General features: G+C 45.2%; 17 protein-coding genes. All 17 read left to right on the top strand.

What is annotated here, in order from left to right; all coding sequences use genetic code 11:
• Nucleotides 1-27 precede the first annotated feature (27 nt).
• The 17 genes from dapA to recA all read left to right on the top strand — a co-directional run bounded on the left by dapA (nucleotide 28) and on the right by recA (nucleotide 18,414).
• Nucleotides 28-909 carry a 4-hydroxy-tetrahydrodipicolinate synthase gene (gene dapA, locus ACXHJ1_RS21780; protein WP_016820993.1) on the top strand — a complete coding sequence of 294 codons (882 nt, stop codon included), beginning with the start codon at nucleotides 28-30 and terminating at the stop codon, nucleotides 907-909.
• 345 nt (nucleotides 910-1,254) lie between these two features.
• Nucleotides 1,255-2,934 carry a ribonuclease J gene (locus tag ACXHJ1_RS21775; protein ID WP_013370737.1) on the top strand — a complete coding sequence of 560 codons (1,680 nt, stop codon included), beginning with the start codon at nucleotides 1,255-1,257 and terminating at the stop codon, nucleotides 2,932-2,934.
• 229 nt (nucleotides 2,935-3,163) lie between these two features.
• On the top strand, nucleotides 3,164-4,012 hold the full coding sequence (locus tag ACXHJ1_RS21770; protein WP_017427948.1) for a ClpP family protease: 849 nt from the start codon (nucleotides 3,164-3,166) through the stop codon (nucleotides 4,010-4,012).
• A complete protein-coding gene (locus ACXHJ1_RS21765; RefSeq protein ID WP_019687008.1) occupies nucleotides 4,009-4,221 on the top strand; it encodes a YlzJ-like family protein in 213 nt (70 codons plus the stop codon). The genes ACXHJ1_RS21770 and ACXHJ1_RS21765 overlap by 4 nt, the downstream gene beginning before the upstream one ends.
• A 103-nt stretch (nucleotides 4,222-4,324) precedes the next feature.
• Complete coding sequence (locus ACXHJ1_RS21760) at nucleotides 4,325-7,006, top strand: FtsK/SpoIIIE family DNA translocase (RefSeq protein ID WP_167438448.1); 2,682 nt, start codon at nucleotides 4,325-4,327, stop codon at nucleotides 7,004-7,006.
• Nucleotides 7,007-7,231: 225 nt separating this feature from the next.
• A complete protein-coding gene (gene sleB, locus ACXHJ1_RS21755; protein WP_107734221.1) occupies nucleotides 7,232-8,083 on the top strand; it encodes a spore cortex-lytic enzyme in 852 nt (283 codons plus the stop codon).
• A 160-nt stretch (nucleotides 8,084-8,243) separates the two neighbouring features.
• Nucleotides 8,244-9,524: an EF-P 5-aminopentanol modification-associated protein YfmF gene (gene yfmF, locus ACXHJ1_RS21750; protein ID WP_167438447.1), complete on the top strand. Its 1,281-nt coding sequence runs from the start codon at nucleotides 8,244-8,246 to the stop codon at nucleotides 9,522-9,524.
• A 2-nt stretch (nucleotides 9,525-9,526) separates the two neighbouring features.
• Nucleotides 9,527-10,807 carry an EF-P 5-aminopentanol modification-associated protein YfmH gene (gene yfmH / locus ACXHJ1_RS21745; RefSeq protein ID WP_107734219.1) on the top strand — a complete coding sequence of 427 codons (1,281 nt, stop codon included), beginning with the start codon at nucleotides 9,527-9,529 and terminating at the stop codon, nucleotides 10,805-10,807.
• 20 nt (nucleotides 10,808-10,827) lie between these two features.
• Nucleotides 10,828-11,595 (top strand): elongation factor P 5-aminopentanone reductase, encoded by a 768-nt coding sequence (gene ymfI, locus ACXHJ1_RS21740; RefSeq protein ID WP_016821000.1) that lies wholly within the window; start codon nucleotides 10,828-10,830, stop codon nucleotides 11,593-11,595.
• Between the two features lie 102 nt (nucleotides 11,596-11,697).
• Nucleotides 11,698-11,952, top strand: coding sequence for a DUF3243 domain-containing protein (locus ACXHJ1_RS21735; RefSeq protein WP_016821001.1), 255 nt, complete (start codon nucleotides 11,698-11,700; stop codon nucleotides 11,950-11,952).
• A gap of 229 nt (nucleotides 11,953-12,181) precedes the next feature.
• Nucleotides 12,182-12,955: a DUF3388 domain-containing protein gene (locus ACXHJ1_RS21730; RefSeq protein ID WP_013370747.1), complete on the top strand. Its 774-nt coding sequence runs from the start codon at nucleotides 12,182-12,184 to the stop codon at nucleotides 12,953-12,955.
• Nucleotides 12,956-12,985: 30 nt separating this feature from the next.
• Nucleotides 12,986-14,080: a helix-turn-helix domain-containing protein gene (locus ACXHJ1_RS21725; RefSeq protein WP_107734218.1), complete on the top strand. Its 1,095-nt coding sequence runs from the start codon at nucleotides 12,986-12,988 to the stop codon at nucleotides 14,078-14,080.
• An 84-nt stretch (nucleotides 14,081-14,164) separates the two neighbouring features.
• Nucleotides 14,165-14,329 (top strand): hypothetical protein, encoded by a 165-nt coding sequence (locus ACXHJ1_RS21720; RefSeq protein WP_013370749.1) that lies wholly within the window; start codon nucleotides 14,165-14,167, stop codon nucleotides 14,327-14,329.
• Nucleotides 14,330-14,474: 145 nt separating this feature from the next.
• Complete coding sequence (locus tag ACXHJ1_RS21715; protein WP_013370750.1) at nucleotides 14,475-14,966, top strand: YajQ family cyclic di-GMP-binding protein; 492 nt, start codon at nucleotides 14,475-14,477, stop codon at nucleotides 14,964-14,966.
• A gap of 209 nt (nucleotides 14,967-15,175) precedes the next feature.
• Entirely contained in the window at nucleotides 15,176-15,763 is a 588-nt protein-coding gene (gene pgsA / locus ACXHJ1_RS21710; protein WP_016821003.1) for a CDP-diacylglycerol--glycerol-3-phosphate 3-phosphatidyltransferase, read from the top strand.
• 95 nt (nucleotides 15,764-15,858) lie between these two features.
• The gene (locus ACXHJ1_RS21705; RefSeq protein WP_016821004.1) at nucleotides 15,859-17,127 is read left to right on the top strand and encodes a competence/damage-inducible protein A; all 1,269 of its coding nucleotides are present in this window, start codon (nucleotides 15,859-15,861) and stop codon (nucleotides 17,125-17,127) included.
• Between the two features lie 225 nt (nucleotides 17,128-17,352).
• Nucleotides 17,353-18,414 carry a recombinase RecA gene (gene recA / locus ACXHJ1_RS21700; protein ID WP_025364668.1) on the top strand — a complete coding sequence of 354 codons (1,062 nt, stop codon included), beginning with the start codon at nucleotides 17,353-17,355 and terminating at the stop codon, nucleotides 18,412-18,414.
• The last annotated feature ends 51 nt before the right edge of the window (nucleotides 18,415-18,465 follow it).

Below are 18,465 nucleotides of genomic sequence, written 5' to 3'. Positions count from 1 at the left end.
CTCGGACTTGCAAAAAAAGGAGGCAGCATGGTGAACTTCGGCAGATTGATTACCGCAATGGTGACACCTTTTGATCAGCAAGGAGAGATTGACTGGACTGCATTGTCCTCGTTGATTGATTACTTAATAGAAGAACAGCATTCAGAGTCACTTGTTGTATCTGGAACAACAGGGGAGTCTCCTACCCTGAGCGATGATGAAAAAATTAAGTTGTTTGCATTTGTTGTAGAAAAAGCAGCTGGGCGATGTAAAATTATTGCCGGGACGGGAAGCAATAATACACGTCATTCCATCCATCTCACCCGTGCTGCGGAGCAGGCGGGAGCAGACGGTGTGCTGCTGGTAGTGCCATATTATAATAAACCGAATCAGGAAGGGATGTATCAGCATTTCAAAAGTATTGCAAACTCCACATCCCTTCCAGCTATACTGTATAATGTTCCAAGCCGTACCGGAGCCAGCCTAACAGCTGAAACGACACTGCGACTTGCACAAATTCCGAACATTGTAGGAACCAAAGAATGTGCATCACTTGCACAGGTCACACAGATTGCAGCGTCAGCACCAGAAGGCTTTCTGGTTTATTCCGGGGATGATGCATCCGGACTGCCAGCCATGGCTGTAGGTGCTTATGGCATTATCAGCGTAGCGAGCCACGTGGTAGGTGCAGAAATGAAGCGGATGTTGGATTCATTTGTAGGGGGACGCGCGCAGGAGGCAGCCAAACTGCATCAGCAGTTGTTCCCAATTTTTAAGGGCATGTTCGGCTGTCCTCATCCTCTACCTAATCCGGTGGCTGTAAAGTATGCATTAGAATTACGAGGGATTAAGGTAGGTTCAGTTCGGTTGCCGCTTATTCCTCCTACCGAAGATGAAGCGAAGTTTATTAAGAATTTATTTACCCGCTAAAAAGAAATAGCTGTAAGATGTTTATAAATATAAGGAGTACCCTTGTTAAGGGCAGTCGGTAGGTGCAACACCGACTCGGTTATTGTCTGACAAGGTCCTCTGGCATGAAGGGCGTTCTTATAGAACGTCCTTTTTGCTATGCTGTTAATCAGGTATGTAGATAAAATGACACTTACTTATGGTTTGGGAAGGCAATGGGAAACCTAGCGTAACGAACAGGATGACTTGTTTTTTCGTATTTTAATCATGTATAATGGGGTCAAGTGACTGGGTGCGGTATTTTTTTGAAAATTAAATAACAAATCAAGGTACGACGTCCAACTACCATAGGAGGTTTAGATTCATTTGTCTAAAAAAACAAACAACGATAAATTGATGATTTTCGCTTTGGGCGGCGTCGGTGAAATCGGGAAAAATATGTATGTCGTTCAATACGGCAATGACATTGTCGTGGTGGATTCCGGTCTGAAATTTCCGGAAGAGGACATGCTTGGCATCGATATCGTTATTCCTGATATTTCCTACCTTACAGAGAACCGCGACAAAGTAAGAGGCATTGTGCTGACTCATGGTCACGAGGACCATATTGGCGGTTTGCCTTACGTGCTGAAACATTTGAATGTACCTGTATATGGTACCAAATTGACGCTGGGACTGGTGGAAAACAAGCTGAAGGAAGCGAATCTGCTTGGTGAAACCAAACGTATTTTGATCAATGCTGATTCCGAAATCAAACTGGGCTCCACATTGAAAGTAACATTCTTCAAAACCAACCATAGTATTCCTGATTCAGTAGGTGTTTGCATTGATACTCCTGAAGGCGCTGTTGTTCATACAGGAGACTTCAAATTTGATCATACTCCGGTGAACGGACAATATGCAGATTTGCAGCGTATGGCTGAGATTGGCACACGTGGCGTATTGGCTCTATTGTCAGACAGTACCAATGCCGAAAAACCGGGCTTTACACCTTCGGAAAAGAGCGTTGGCATTGTGTTGGAAGATATTTTCCGCAAGTCGAGACAGCGTGTGGTCGTAGCCACTTTTGCTTCGAACGTACATCGCATTCAGCAGGTCATTAATGCTGCTGAGGCAACCGGACGCAAAGTAACGGTGATTGGTCGCAGTATGGTTAATGTCGTAGGTATTGCTTCTGATTTGGGCTACTTGGAAATTCCAGATGGAATGCTGATTGAGCCTGAAGAAGTTGGTAAAATGTCAGCGGATCGCGTAGTTATTCTCTGCACAGGTAGTCAAGGTGAACCGATGTCCGCTTTGACAAGAATGGCTCGTTCTACGCATCGTAAGGTAGATATTCTTCCAGGGGACTCAGTGATCATCGCAGCTACTCCGGTACCAGGTAATGAAAAATATGTTGGACGCACTATTGATGAGCTGTTCCGTCTGGGTGCCAATGTATACTACAGCGCAGCTAATCCTGGTATCCACGTTTCTGGACACGGCAGCCAGGAAGAACTCAAGCTGATGCTGAATCTGATGAAACCAAAATTCTTCTTGCCAATTCACGGCGAGTTCAGAATGCAACGTCGTCACGCTCTTCTGGCTGAAGGAGTAGGTATCGAGCCTGAAAATATCTTTATCACGGATATCGGTGAAGTCATTGAAATTCAGAATGGCGGAGCACGCAGAGCTGGTAAAGTTACAGCAGGTAACGTACTGATCGATGGACTAGGTGTAGGAGATGTAGGAAATATCGTGTTGCGCGACCGCAAATTGTTGTCACAGGACGGTATTTTGGTAGTGGTTGTCACACTGAGCAAGCAAGATGGGACGATTAAGTCAGGCCCAGATATCATTTCCCGTGGTTTCGTGTATGTTCGTGAATCAGAAGGTTTGCTAGATGAAGCAAATCGTATTGTTTCAAGTACACTGCATAAGCTCATGAGTGAAAATGTAAATGAATGGGCTTCCCTGAAGACAAATGTCAAGGATGCACTGGGTCGCTTCTTGTATGAGCAAACTCGTCGCAGACCGATGATTCTGCCAATTATAATGGAAGTGTGATTCGATTGAAATATGTTCAAAAACTTGAATTAAAAACTTAAGTCACAGGCACACAGTCGCCTCTCTTCCCGCAGGAAATATTGGACGGTTTCCGCGGAAAGAGAGGCTTTTTTTGATTTTAGGGTCGAGGAAAGGCATGGAGGTGGGTATAAAATATTCCATTTCCATCCCATACTATAGGGTGAAGACGGGGCACATAGATGCGTATAGCGAAAGGAAGATCACCCATATGGAACATTACAGCAATTTATCTTCTGGCAACGAGGAAACGGAAGCGCCAGAACAACCAGAGGTTGGACAAAGACCCGTTTTACCTGCTATGGAGGCTTTACAGCAGCTGGGTCAAACCTCCATGCCCGGAAGCGAGTCCAATATTTTTTGTATGACGATTATCGGTCAGATTGAAGGACACCTCATCTTACCGCCTCAAAACAAAACAACAAAATATGAGCATATTATTCCGCAGTTGGTAGCGGCAGAGCAAAACCCACGTATCGAAGGATTAATGATTTTGCTGAATACAGTTGGTGGTGATGTAGAGGCAGGACTGGCTATTGCAGAAATGATCGCATCGATGAGTAAACCAACAGTGACCATTGTTATAGGAGGTGGACATAGCATCGGTGTGCCGATTGCTGTATCTTCTACGTATTCTTATATTGCCGAGAGTGCGACGATGACCATTCATCCAATTCGTATGAGCGGCCTGGTCATCGGAGTCCCACAGACTTTTGAATATATGGAAAAAATGCAGGAGCGTGTCGTCCGCTTCGTCGTTTCTCATTCTCGCATTACAGAAGAGCGGTTTAAGGAACTGATGTTCAAAACTGGTGAATTAAACCGCGACATTGGTACAGCGGTCGGAGGAATTGATGCAGTAAAATACGGTTTGATGGATGCGGTTGGTGGTATAGGAGAGGCGCTGAAACAGTTGAATACCATCATTGAGACGCGCCGTCAGCAGAACGGCATGACAGGGACTCCACAGCAGCCCCCTTATGCACCTTTTTCGCCCAATGCCACAGGCACCCCTACAGGAACCCTTTCAAGTGAGCACAGCAAGGAGCTGCCCCAATGACACTATATACTGTAATGCCAATGGAATTGGTGTGGGAAGGTATGTGGAAGGAGGCAGAGGAGCTTGTAGAGGTCCGGGTAGATGGTCTGCTTATGCAGGTACAGCCGCTTGAAAGTCGTAGGGGGATCATAGTAAGGCTCTTGGACTGTCCATTGGATGCCTACCTCAATCCTCGTTATGGACCAGGTCAGATCATTGAGTGGTCATAGAAGCTGTCGAATAGTACAGAAATAGGTCAATTGCTGCTGAAAAAGAACATATGTGCGGATAGCGAGTGACGTGGTATAATATTCTTCTGGGGGGTGACCTTGTATGTCCAGAAGAAGAAAAAGAAAAAAGAAAGCCATATTTGGCGGAGTTTTAAAATATGAAATTTACGGCATTGTGCTGATTACATTGGCGGTCATTGCGTTATCGGGTGAAGCGGCAGTTGGTCGGTCGCTATCCAAGATGTTTGGGCTTGTACTGGGGAAATTCTATTTTGTGATTCCCCTGATTGGCATTTATTATGGTCTGATGGTGATGATTCACCGCAAGTGGCCGAACCAGTGGAACTCACGGAAGACGGGTTTGCTGTTGTTGGTATTTGCCTTTACACTTATGAGTTCTATTTCATCTATGGAGCAGCGTTTGGGACCGATTAACGCGCTTCAGCCGGGCGGAGTGATGAGCCAGATACATATAGATATGCGTGAGCAGTTGCTGTCGCCTGATCAGCAAGGCCATACCTCGATGCTGAATAAGGATATTAGCGGGGGCTACGTTGGCGCATTACAGCTTACCGTTCTGTTGTGGCTGTTTGGTCTCACAGGAGCTAAGCTGATCATGATTGTCATGTTCGTCATTTGTTTTATGCTGATGACCCAGCTGTCTTATGTGGATTTAGTGCGGATTGTAAAGACCAAGCTACTGACAGCCGGGGGAAGCGTGCGGAAAAAATGGACTGGTAAAGCCACTCCGCTTTCTGCATCTAGCAAAGGCAGTGGAAATAGAAAACCCAAATCTGAGCCTATTCCTGCCTATGAAGAGGATATGGATGATGATTTTGATGAAATGCAGCCTCCAGCACGCAAGCAGCCAATTTTCTTTCAGTTGTTTGGCCTTAAAAATACAGATAAGGCGGACAAGGAAGAGCAAACTGCACATGCGGATGAAGATGAACATGATCTTCTATATGAGGCTGGTGACGTGCAGCCTCAGTGGAGAAATGGCAATCAGGGAGAAGAGCTGTCTGACGTAATCGAACACGTTGAGCAGGAAGCCTCAATTCCGGTAAAAAGATCGCCAATCATTAGGGACTTCTTCGAACAAGTGAAAAATGAGGAAAAAAGATCAGAGGCTGAACTTGAAGACTCCCTGACAGGTGGAGTGCGGAACGATTCCATTGATGAACCTCTGGATAGTAATTTTATGGATGCCGATGCGAATACGAATATAAATATAAATGATTCGGCAACGATCCATGGGACATCAGAAGAAGCTCAGGAGCTGGCTCAGACGATTGCTAATGGATTGACAGGCGAAGAAGCTGAAGGAAACAATGTAGCTATTCCAGCTCCACCACCGCCTAAGCCGTACAAGCTTCCATCGTTCCGTTTGCTTGCCAAACCGCAAAATGCAGGCAAAGGTATGGGACAAAAGGATTACATGCAAACAGCACGCAAGCTGGAGGCCACGCTGGAAAGCTTCGGTGTTCGGGCGAAAGTGCTGGAGGTTGTACGTGGTCCAGCCGTCACACGTTATGAAATCCAGCCGGACATTGGCGTGAAGGTTAGCCGGATTGTAAGTCTGACGGATGACATTGCACTTGCGCTTGCTGCAAAGGATATCCGTATGGAGGCACCTATTCCCGGCAAGTCCGCCATAGGAATAGAAGTTCCGAATAATGAAGTTTCTATCGTAACCATGCGTGAGGTAATGGAAACGACAGTTTTCCAGGAATCAGTTTCCAATTTGTCGATTGCATTTGGCCGTGATATTGCAGGACAAACGATTGTTGGTAATTTAGCTAAGATGCCCCATCTGCTTGTAGCTGGAGCTACGGGTTCGGGTAAATCGGTGTGTATCAATGGGATTATCACGAGTATTTTGTACAAAGCGAAGCCAGATGAGGTGAAATTTCTGATGGTTGATCCCAAGATGGTGGAGTTGAACGTGTATAACGGAATCCCCCATTTATTGGCTCCGGTCGTGACTGATCCCAAGCGTGCCTCACTGGCATTGAAGAAAATCGTAGTTGAAATGGAAAAAAGATATGAGCTGTTTTCCAAATCAGGCACCCGTAATATTGAGGGCTACAACAATTTGATGAAGGATAACCCGGATGCATTTCTGCCTTACATTGTCGTTATTGTGGACGAGCTGGCAGATTTAATGATGGTTGCTGCAGGAGATGTGGAGGATGCGATTGCGCGACTTGCCCAAATGGCGCGTGCAGCAGGCATCCATCTGATTATTGCAACACAAAGACCTTCGGTTGATGTAATTACAGGGGTTATTAAAGCCAATATTCCTTCACGTATTGCTTTCGGCGTTTCTTCGCAGGTGGATTCCCGCACCATACTGGATATGGGCGGTGCTGAGAAACTGCTTGGACGTGGTGACATGCTGTTCATGCCGATGGGGGCTTCCAAACCAGTCCGCGTTCAGGGAGCGTTTATGAGTGATCAGGAAGTGGAAAACATTGTTAACTATGTGCGTGAACAGGGTGAAGCTCAGTATGATGAAACGCTTGTGCCTGAGGTGGAAGAGGTATCCACTGATGCGGATGAAATGCTGGATGAGCTGTATGATCAGGCTGTCAACATCATTTTGGAGGCTAAACAAGCTTCCGTTTCGCTCCTTCAGCGCCGTATGCGGATCGGTTATACACGTGCTGCCCGACTGATTGACTCCATGGAAGCCCGCGGTGTCATCGGTCCTTACGAGGGAAGTAAGCCCCGTGAGGTACTTATCTCAATGGAACAATATCAGCAAAATAAAGTTAGCTCCTGAGCATTATCTTTTATCAGCATTCCATTTAAACGCTGTTTGTACGCATGATGAGTTGTTAAATATGACAACTCCATGCACGCAAATAGCGTTTTTTTGTGATGTTTTTTTGAGGTGTGGAACTGCCTGCTCAAAGAAGATTAAAAGGGTGAATAGCTTCTAGCGGAGCTTGTCATAATAAACGTAGCCATCCTGTTAATCCCACAAAAGAAAGGTAGAGCGCAGCATATGAAAAAAACAATGGTCTGGATTTGCACGGGTATCCTCGCAGCCTCGGCTATTACGTACACAGGACTTTTTAAAAACGACTCTGTACAGCAGCGAGTAGAGTCGCCAAGCACGCAGCAGAAAGTAACAGCGGCGCAGCCTGTTCAGCCGACATTCAGTTCAGAAGCGGTTGATTTTGGCACTTATGGCCAGGATGTATATGAACTGCAATCACGATTGAAGCTGCTGGGTTTTTTTGGCGGAAAAGTGGACAGCCATTTTGGCAGCAGTACACTAAAGGCTGTAAAGGGTTTTCAAAAGGAGTTTGGTATCAGACCCGATGGAGTGGTAGGTGCGAAAACCAAATTAAAGCTGGTGAATGCTACTCCACACTGGAAGCCGACGGAAACGCCTATGCATCGTAATAATCAAGGTTCTGATCAGGGACAGGCAGCGAACAAAAACGATAAATCTGATCAAAATGAGGAAACGATGGGATCAGCCAACACCATGGGACTGTCTGAAAACGATCTTAAAATCATGGCCAATGCGGTCTATGGTGAATCCCGCGGTGAGCCGTTTGAAGGACAAGTTGCCGTGGCGGCTGTTATTTTGAACAGGGTCAAGTCGCCAAGTTTTCCGAATACACCGTCTGGGGTAATCTTTCAGCCGGGGGCTTTCACTGCTGTAGCAGACGGCCAAATCTGGCTCACGCCGAATGAGACTGCACAAAAGGCGGTACGTCAAGCCCTGAACGGCTGGGACCCAAGCGGAGGATGTCTATATTATTTTAACCCTAAAACAGCTACCTCCAAATGGATTTGGAGCCGTCCGCAGGTGAAAACCATCGGGGAACATATTTTCTGCATGTAAAACGCCGAAGCAGCCGGGAGCTTGTCTCCGGTTGCTTCTTGGCTTTTGCATGGTTAGAATATAGATTGGTACACTTTACCTCTTTACAGGAAAAAGATGTACAGTAGCTATTGCTAATCAAAGGCTAGACGCAAATTGACGTCACAAAGGAGTTTTGGACTTGAACAAAACAGGTTTCGAGCGTGGCACACGCAGACAACTAAGGATTCATGTACTGCCCACCAAGCGCTTTAAGACGTTCGCCATATCGTTGTATGTAGGTACTCCGCTACGTGAGGAAACTGTAACTCGTGTGGGACTGGTACCTTTCGTTCTGCGACGGGGTACAGAATCGTATCCGCAGACTACACAATTTAGAGAGCAGTTAGAACAATTGTATGGTGCGGGTTTTGGATTCGATGTATATAAACGTGGAGATTATCAGATCGTGCAATTTCGCATGGATACAATTAATGACAACTTTGTAAGCAGTCCGGATAGTTTGCTGGATCGTTCGTTTTCTTTCCTTGGAGAGGTTCTGACGAAGCCTGCATTGGAAAACGGTGCATTTCAAACGGGATATGTACAGCAGGAACGAGAAAATGTTCGTAAGAAGCTGGAATCTATAGTTAACGATAAAATACGTTATGCTGGGGAGCGTTGTATGGAGGAGATGTGCAAAGATGAGCCTTATCGTCTGCATCCTCTTGGTCAACGATCAGATCTAGACAGCATAAATGCACAAAATTTGTATGAGGCTTATGGAGACTGGCTGAATAATGCCAGCATGGATTTATACGTCGTGGGAGATACCACGCTGGAAGAAGTTGAAAAGTTTGTGGATCGCTATTTTCAATTAAACCGCTCGACGGAAACGGGATATGTACCTGAACAGCCCAAATCGGTAGAACGTGATGTTCAAACTATAGTAGAGCGTCTTGATGTAAACCAAGGCAAGCTCAACATGGGGCTACGAACCTCTATTACGTATGGCGATGAACGTTATGCTTCTGCATTAATGTACAATGGCGTTCTGGGTGGGTATCCGCATTCAAAGCTGTTTGTCAATGTGAGGGAGAAGGAGAGTTTGGCGTATTATGCTTCGTCACGCTATGACGGGCATAAAGGCATTGGCACAATACAATCCGGTATCGAAATTCCTAATTATGAAAAAGCGGTTACTATTATCCGCAAGCAACTGGAAGATACACAAAATGGAGCAATTACCGAGCTGGAAATGACCCAAACGCAGGCAATGATACGCAACTTGCTAAAGGAAATGCAGGACTCCGCTTTTGAGATGATTGCCTATGATTTTAACAGACAGCTTTCCGGCAAAGAGCGGACGGTCGAGGAGCTGCTGAGCCAGGTGGAGGCAGTCAAGGTGCAGGATGTTCAGGATGCCGCCCGGACGTTCCGACTGGACACTATTTATTTCTTGAGAGACCAGAAGGGGGAATAGCGTTGGAGCATATATCGTATGAGCACTTGCAGGAGACGCTGTACTATGAAGTAATGGATAATGGCTTGCACGTTTATGTGTTGCCCAAACCGGGCTTTCAGAAGACGTATGCCACATTTGCAACTAAATATGGCTCGGTTGATAATCATTTCCGGGTAGAAGGTCAACAGTCCGTCAAGGTGCCGGATGGCATAGCTCATTTTTTGGAGCATAAAATGTTTGAAGAGCCCGAAGGCGATATTTTTGCTACCTTTTCCTCTAATGGAGCATCGGCGAACGCATTTACGAGCTTTGATCAGACCGTATATCTGTTTTCGGCAACCGAACGCATTCAAGAGAATTTGACCACACTAGTCAATTTTGTTCAGCATCCTTACTTTACAGATGAAAATGTGGAGAAGGAAAAAGGCATTATAGGCCAGGAAATCAATATGTATGAAGATAACCCCGACTGGCGGAGTTACTTTGGTCTGATTGAGGCATTGTACAAGGTCCATCCGGTGCATATTGATATAGCAGGTACTATTCAATCCATCAGTACGATTACGAAGGAAACGTTGTACAGTTGCTATGAAGCTTTTTACCATCCAAGTAATATGATTCTTTTTGTAGTAGGTGGAGTGGATCCAGCCGAAATAACCGAATTGGTACGTAATAATCAGGCGAAAAAGGACTATAAGCCGCAGGGGGAGATCGAGCGGATTTTCGATGATGAACCCACAACGGTTGCAGAGCCGCGTCATGAGGTAAAGCTGGCTGTTTCTTTGCCAAAGTTGCTGTTTGGATTCAAGGAGGCTGAAGTAGGTCTAACGGGAGAAGCTTTGCTACGTCATGATCTGGAAACCAAGCTGATGCTTGATCTCTTGTTTGGTTCCAGTACACAGCTATATCAGAAGCTCTACGATGAGGACCTGATTTCGGACAGTTTTGGCCATGAGTACAATAGTACGCAACGGTATGCATTTTCTGCGATCGGCGGGGATACCAAAGACCCTGATCGGCTGTTGGCTAGGATACGAGAAGAGGTAGAGTCTATTCAGAAGCAGGGGTTTGCAGCAGAACATTTTGAACGAGCGCGCAAAAAGAAGATCGGCGGTTATCTACGCACTCTCAATTCTCCCGAAAATATTGCGCATGAGTTTACAAGACATCGCTTCCGCGACAGTGATTTTTTTCAATTGCTTCCGGTTTATGAAAGTATCACGCTTGAGGATGTAAACCGTCGTCTGAAAGATCATATAAAGTGGGATCAAATGGCAATATCGCTGGTGGTGAGTCCGTAATGTCCAGGGAGAGGGAACCGATGACCACCGAGGGCGGAGAGTTAAAGGCTATTGGCGATACGACTGTGCTGATTACAGGAGCAAGTGGTGGAATTGGTGCGGCTATTGCTGAACGTTTTGCAGCAGTAGGGATGAATGTGGTCATTCACTACATGAAGTCCCATGAAAAAGCAAATGAAGTTGCTCGTCGTTGCATGACTTATTCAGGCAAGGTAATGACTGTTTCAGCCGATCTGCGGAGTAAGGAGCAGATTGAACGTATGCGGGAAAAGCTGGATAATCACGGAATGAAGCCAGATATTCTAGTGAATAATGCTGGATTATCTCATTATGGGCTGCTTTCAGATGTATCGGAAGAGGAATGGGACGAAGTGATGGCCGTGAATGTTAAGGGAACTTTTTTGTGTACGCAGGTTTTTATGCCGCATATGATTTCCCAACGCTATGGCCGTATTGTGAATGTTTCGTCTGTGTGGGGCATATGTGGAGCTTCGTGCGAGGTATTGTACTCCACTACCAAGGGAGGCATTAACGCTTTCACTAAAGCACTGGCTCAAGAGGTTGCGCCTTCTGGCGTAACAGTGAATGCTGTGGCTCCAGGGGCGGTAGATACGTCGATGTTGGATCATTTGGATGCAGGCGAAATTAACAGTTTGGAAGAAGAAATCCCTGCTGGACGATTGGCACGGCCTGATGAAATATCGTCCCTAGTTTATTTTCTTGCGCTTCCTGAGTCAGGTTATATTAATGGCCAGGTCATAAGTCCTAACGGAGGATGGGTGACGTAAGGAAAACAGCGCTTGGAGGAATCCACCAGTATAGTAAGCGTCTGTGAAGAGCATATTACAACTGTTGATTTTAAATCTGAATCATCTAAGGAGGATTTAAGTATGTCAACAGTTGTTCAGAATTTTGATGTTTGGAAAAAGTTCCTTGGTCAGCGTGTAGAGCAAGCAGAGAAGCTGGGAATCAGTCAAGATACCATTGCGGAGCTTGCTTACGAAATCGGTGATTTTCTGGATGAGAAGGTCGATCCAGCTAACCATTCCAACCGCGCACTGAAAGAACTGTGGGGAGTTGCCGATGAGGACGAACGTCACACCATCGCCCGGCTAATGGTTAAATTAGCTAAGAGCAACGCATAAGTAGGAACCAACATGAAAAGCTCCCTTTTGGGGGGCTTTTCTGTAATGGTTACAGAGCTGTTCTTGTAATTCCATTGTAATTTATATATCATAAACGTGATTGAGGCTTACAACACACTGTAGCCTATCGAATTTCAATAATTGGGTTTTGTCGAATGATGCTATCTTATGATACAATAAGGCTTTGATTTGGCATTGTTGACGGTTTGAATGTGAATGAGGTGCTAACGTGACGGAAGAGACAAAACAGTGGTACATGGAATACAAGATACATAAAAATCGACCCGGACTGCTGGGGGACATTGCTTCCATGCTTGGTATTCTGGGGGTTAATATACTGACGATTAACGGTGTTGAAGGCGAAAGACGGGGGATGCTTCTCGAAACAGACGATGACGAGAAAATACGCATTCTCGGAGATACGTTGAAAAAAGCCAGCAACATTACAGTCACGGCCTTACGTGCTCCGAGACTGGTCGATATATTGGCAGTAAGACACGGCCGTTACATCGATCGGGATTCGGATGATCGTAAAACTTTCCGTTTTACACGTGATGAGCTTGGGTTGCTGGTCGATTTTTTGGGTGAAGTATTAAAGAGGGATGGCAATCAGGTAATCGGTCTTCGCGGAATGCCGCGTGTTGGTAAAACGGAATCCATTATTGCCAGTAGTGTATGTGCAATGAAGCGTTGGACTTTTGTGTCGTCGACGTTATTACGACAGACGGTACGCAGTCAGCTTTCTGAGGAAGAAATGAATCCCAACAATGTGTTTATTATTGACGGCATTGTGAGTACCATTCGATCCAATGAAAGACATTATCACCTGCTTCAGGAAATTATGAGCATGCCAAGTACCAAAGTGATTGAGCATCCTGATGTATTTGTGCGTGAATCGGGATACAGCTTTGACGATTTCAATATCATTATTGAACTTCGCAATAATCCGGCTGAGGAAATTATTTATGATACCTTTACAGCCAGTTATACAGAAGATCTTTAAATAAGTGTAATTACACAAGGAGATGATGACATGTCAGAACTGGGTCAGCAATTAAAGGAGGCCCGGCTGCAAAAAGGATTGAGCCTTGACGATGTTCAGGAAATGACGAAGATACGCAAACGTTATCTGGAAGCCATTGAGACGGGCGATTACAAAGTGCTGCCGGGAAGCTTTTATGTCAGAGCTTTTATTAAAACATACGCCGAAACGGTTGGGTTGAATCCCGATGAGCTTCTGGAAGGGCACCAAAGCAATGTGCCTGAACCTGAACCGGAAGCAGTCATGGAGCCTGTTACACAAAAACGCTCCAGCCGTCCCGCGACGATTGGGAATCTTAAATGGTTGCCTACAGCGTTAATGTGGCTTTTTCTAGTTCTCATTGTTGGGGTTATTTATGCTTATTGGGTGAGTAACAACCATTCCACTCCAAAAACAGCAGAAAATACAACGCCGATTACAACACCAAGTACACCAAGTACAACACCTAACACAACGCCAAGTACGACACCAAACACGTCTACTCCAAATACAACTACGACACCGAATAATGGTCAGACAACGGCACCAAATGGTGCTGGCGGGCAGACCCCTGATACGGGAAAAAACGGGGAAACCCAGCCAGGTGGTACGGGAACTACAGATGCGACTACTCCAAATCCTGGTCAGCAGCCGGATACGACTACGCCAGCGCAGGGAGTAACTGTGGCTCAGGATGGTAAGCAAGGCAAGACGACGATCTTCAAAGTCTCCAGTGCAACGGGGGCCACGGTCAAGGTTGATATTAAAGCAACGGGCGAAAGCTGGCTTGAGGTGTACAAGGGACAAAATTCCCGTGGAGAAAAGCTGAGCTATGGTATGACTAAAAGTGGAGATGCCATGTCTTTCGATATCGGTCCAGAAGGCTTATATATCAAATCAGGACGGTCTTCTGCCACGGATATTTCCGTCGCCGGCCAACCGATAACCGATAATAAATCGACGACTCGGGTGTTGATACAGCAAGGGGAAGCTTCTTCCACTGGAGCGAGTACTGGGGTGACGGGTTCAACGGATACGACGACAAATGGTAGTACGGATACTACACAAAGTGGGACAGATTCTAGTACAACTACTGATGGTGAATAAATGCCTTGTTGCGGGGAAATACTAATGACTGTAATTCTTGGAAAGTCAGTCATTTCATTTTCCGCAAAGTGAGGTGTATACGTTATGACCGTCAGCTGGATTGTGACTGGGCTCGGGATTATTGTCAGTTTACTGGGCTATTATCTAACACCGAATGCATGGGGCTATGGCATATTAGGCTTTGGTCTTGCTCACATTGTGCTTGGAATTTTGGATATGTTTAGAAATCCAACACGAAGTCACTATTAGAAATGTTAAACTGTAATTGTAAATAAAGGCGTTTTTGTCGGGGAACTGGCAAGAACGCCTTTTTAGTGAACGGATTATTGGATTTTTATAAATGACTAGCCTATAATTAGATATTGAACTTTGTTGTGGAAAGGAAAGTGAAACGATGGCTTCAGAAAATTCATTTGATATCGTCTCCAAAATGGATATGCAGGAGTTAACAAATGCGGTTCATCAGACGGAGCGTGAAATTGAAACAAGATTTGATTTCAAGGGGAGCAAAAGTAGCCTCAAGCTTGAGAAAGATGCTCTTACGATTGCATCGGAAGATGAATACAAGCTTAATGCGGTGATTGATATTTTGCAATCTAAAATGGTCAAACGAGGTTTATCCCTTAAAAATGTGGAATTTGGAAAATTAGAACCAGCCTCTTTAGGTTCAGTGCGTCAGCGTCTTTCTCTTAAGCAGGGAATTGATCAGGATAACGCCAAAAAAATTAATATCCTTATTCGGGATTCCAAGCTAAAAGTGAAAAGTCAGATTCAAGGTGATCAAATTCGAGTAACTGGAAAAAATAGGGATGACCTACAGGCCATTATTCAATTGCTGCGGAAAGCTGATCTGCCGTTGGAGCTTCAATTTACAAACATGAAATAAGCCGTTTTCTCTCATAGATTTTGTAGGACTAAACGTTGCTTGATGTGCAGCAGGTTATTTTGACATGCGTTTTGCGCCATATTATACTTGTAACGAAAATGCAGACATTAAGGTGTATAACGCTCGTCGAAAGCGATTTTACATAGGATTGATTTCAATCCGAAAGCTGCCATTTGTAATCAAGTACGATAATCAGGGGAGAGTGTGTTGTGAATTTACCCAACAGAATTACAATAACGCGGATTTGCCTTATCCCGGTGATGATGCTGGCTTTGCTGGTGGATTTTGATTTTTATCCGCCACCGATTGAGATCGGTGCTTTCAAGCTGCCGTATAATCAGCTGATTGCGGCTATTATTTTCCTTGTAGCAGCCAGCACAGACGGCCTTGACGGATATTTGGCTCGTAAAAATAATATGGTCACCAATTTGGGCAAGCTGTTGGACCCCCTTGCTGATAAGCTGTTGGTAACTGCTATTTTGGTTTCTTTGGTAGAAATGGGAAAAATCGATTCATGGGTTGTTGTTGTGATTGTCAGTCGTGAGTTTGCGGTTACGGGTCTAAGACAGATCGCTTTATTGGATGGCTCTGTGGTTGCTGCAAGCAATTGGGGGAAATTAAAGACGATCATCCAGATCGTTGCTATTGTAGCACTGCTCATTAATAATTTCCCGTTTGTTTTTCTGGGTATTCCGTTTGATTTAATAGCGATATGGGCAGCTGTGTTAATCACCATTTATTCGGGTATTGATTACTTTGTAAAGAATATCCATTTGCTGAGCTCCTCTAAAGTGTAACAGGATAAATCTTATGGAAACAGCAATAGGGACTTAACTTATTGCTGTTTCTTTACATAATTCCCACAATATACGCATCATAGGAGGACGAATTGATGAAAGCTGAAATTATTGCAGTAGGAACAGAGTTATTACTTGGACAAATAGTAAATACAAATGCCCAATATTTATCACAAGAGCTAGCTACAATCGGCATTGATGTATATTTTCAGACTGTAGTTGGCGATAACATGGATCGACTTCAGGAAGCGGTACGACTTGCTCAGAAGCGTGCGGATATTATTTTGTTTTCTGGTGGGCTGGGACCAACTCAGGACGATTTGACAAAAGATGCGATAGCGGCTGTATTGGGGCGGAAATTGCAGATAGATCGTCTTGCCATGGACAAGCTTGATCAGTTTTTCCGGAACCGCGGGGTCGAAATGACCGAGAATAACCGCCGGCAGGCGCTTTCTATTGAAGGAGCCACTCCGCTTGAAAATGAGACAGGTTTAGCTATAGGGGATGCGATTGCACAGGACGGTAAATTTTATGTGGTTTTGCCCGGACCGCCTAAGGAGCTTAAACCTATGTTTGCAAATCATGCTAAACCATGGTTGCTTCAGCAGGCATTGAGCGGTGAGGAGATGCCAATTTATTCGAAAATGCTAAAATTTGCAGGGATCGGTGAGTCAGCTCTTGAAACTCGCTTGCTAGATCTGATCCAATCCCAGACGGACCCCACGATTGCTCCTTATGCCAAGGAAGGGGAAGTTACGATCCGTATATCCACCAAGGCGGCCAGTGAGAGTGAAGCTTTAATTAAGCTAACGGCTACGGAAGTACAAATTCAGCAACGTCTTTCCGAATATATGTATGCAAGTGAAGATGTTACGCTGGAGAAGGTGATTGTAGATTTAATGGCCAAACGCGGACTCACTGTGAGTGCGGCGGAAAGCTGTACAGGCGGTATGCTGATGGAACACATCACTTCTATACCTGGCAGTGCTGTTATGTTTCAAGGTGGCATCGTGTGTTATTCCAATGAAATGAAGATGAAATTGCTCAATGTGCCCTATGATTATTTGGAAGGCGATCATGCGCCAGGCGCAGTGAGTAAGGAAGTAGCCCTTGTGCTTGCAGAGCAGGCAAGAATGATTATGGACAGTGATTTCGGACTTTCCGTTACTGGTGTAGCTGGGCCCGGATATTCCGAGCGGAAGCCAGTCGGTCTGGTGTATATTGGTATTGCTCAGCGTGACAAGGAAACGGAGGTATATGAGCTAAATTTAAGCGGTAACCGTGAGACCATTCGCTTGCGATCCGTCAAAGCTATCTTGTACAGATTGTGGCGTCGATTGGTAGAGAACGAGAAACTCTCTTAATTATCGATGAGTTGTTTTAGATAGATATTCATGATATAATCTCCTTATCGGAAGAACCGTTGCAAAGCTTTTTGCCAGCGGTTCTTTTTTCGTTTTATGAGAAAGGTTTAATTATAGAAGAGAGTTGTGGGAAATAAAAAAACGAATGTATGTTCGAAAAAATGCTTGGCAAGCGTGTCAAAACAAGGTATTATTAAAGTACAAACAATGAAGGATGTGAGTTTATTGTCAGATCGTCGTGCTGCGCTGGATATGGCGCTCCGTCAAATAGAAAAGCAATTTGGTAAAGGTTCCATTATGAAGTTGGGTGAGTCTACCCACATGCAAGTGGAAACAATCCCCAGTGGTTCGATTGCTTTGGATATTGCGTTAGGAACGGGCGGCTTTCCAAGAGGCCGGATTATTGAAGTATATGGACCGGAATCATCCGGTAAAACGACAGTAGCTCTTCATGCTATCGCAGAGGTGCAAAAAACAGGCGGACAAGCCGCCTTTATCGATGCCGAGCATGCGCTTGATCCGTCGTATGCGAGCAAGCTGGGTGTCAATATTGATGAGTTGTTACTATCGCAACCAGATACAGGTGAGCAGGCATTGGAGATTGCCGAAGCTCTTGTGCGTAGTGGGGCAGTGGATATTATCGTCATAGACTCTGTAGCGGCACTTGTACCGAAGGCAGAGATTGAAGGCGAAATGGGAGATTCCCATGTCGGTCTTCAAGCGCGTTTGATGTCACAGGCATTACGTAAGCTGTCTGGAGCCATTAATAAATCGAAAACCATTGCTATCTTTATCAACCAGCTCCGTGAAAAAGTAGGTGTTATGTTCGGTAACCCTGAAACTACACCAGGTGGACGTGCTTTGAAGTTTTACTCTACGGTACGTTTGGATGTTCGTCGTATCGAAAGCTTGAAAATGGGTAACGACATCGTGGGTAACCGCACACGTATTAAAGTCGTGAAGAACAAAGTTGCGCCTCCTTTCCGTCAGGCCGAAGTGGATATTATGTACGGTGAGGGTATTTCCAAAGAAGGAAGCTTGATTGACATCGGCACGGAGCATGACATTGTCGACAAGAGCGGAGCTTGGTATTCCTACGAAGGCGAGCGCCTTGGTCAGGGACGTGAGAATGCAAAGCAATTTTTGAAGGAAAATCCGAACATTGCTAGTACGATCGAGCAAAAAATCCGGGTGGCCAGTAATTTGATTACAACAATTGCTCCACCGACAGAAGAAGAGTTAGCGCAGGAGGCCAAGGAAGAACAGGAATTGCTGGAGCTTGAATAAGCTTGCCTGAGACTTCGCTTTTGATCTGTCATGTGAACTGTAGCCTAGGGA

It is taken from the genome of Paenibacillus sp. ALE2 (genome assembly GCF_054113385.1).
The sequence above is the reverse complement of the archived record's forward strand: the minus strand, read 5'-3'. Positions and strand labels throughout refer to the sequence as shown.

What these genes read in the sequence shown, in the direction of transcription:
- ACXHJ1_RS21770 (WP_017427948.1), top strand. Translation starts at nt 3,164, where the DNA reads ATGGAACATTACAGCAATTTATCTTCTGGCAACGAGGAAACGGAAGCG.
- ACXHJ1_RS21760 (WP_167438448.1), top strand. Translation starts at nt 4,325, where the DNA reads ATGTCCAGAAGAAGAAAAAGAAAAAAGAAAGCCATATTTGGCGGAGTT.
- ACXHJ1_RS21735 (WP_016821001.1), top strand. Translation starts at nt 11,698, where the DNA reads ATGTCAACAGTTGTTCAGAATTTTGATGTTTGGAAAAAGTTCCTTGGT.
- ACXHJ1_RS21765 (WP_019687008.1), top strand. Translation starts at nt 4,009, where the DNA reads ATGACACTATATACTGTAATGCCAATGGAATTGGTGTGGGAAGGTATG.
- sleB (WP_107734221.1), top strand. Translation starts at nt 7,232, where the DNA reads ATGAAAAAAACAATGGTCTGGATTTGCACGGGTATCCTCGCAGCCTCG.
- dapA (WP_016820993.1), top strand. Translation starts at nt 28, where the DNA reads ATGGTGAACTTCGGCAGATTGATTACCGCAATGGTGACACCTTTTGAT.
- ACXHJ1_RS21725 (WP_107734218.1), top strand. Translation starts at nt 12,986, where the DNA reads ATGTCAGAACTGGGTCAGCAATTAAAGGAGGCCCGGCTGCAAAAAGGA.
- ACXHJ1_RS21705 (WP_016821004.1), top strand. Translation starts at nt 15,859, where the DNA reads ATGAAAGCTGAAATTATTGCAGTAGGAACAGAGTTATTACTTGGACAA.
- ymfI (WP_016821000.1), top strand. Translation starts at nt 10,828, where the DNA reads ATGACCACCGAGGGCGGAGAGTTAAAGGCTATTGGCGATACGACTGTG.
- ACXHJ1_RS21715 (WP_013370750.1), top strand. Translation starts at nt 14,475, where the DNA reads ATGGCTTCAGAAAATTCATTTGATATCGTCTCCAAAATGGATATGCAG.
- ACXHJ1_RS21720 (WP_013370749.1), top strand. Translation starts at nt 14,165, where the DNA reads ATGACCGTCAGCTGGATTGTGACTGGGCTCGGGATTATTGTCAGTTTA.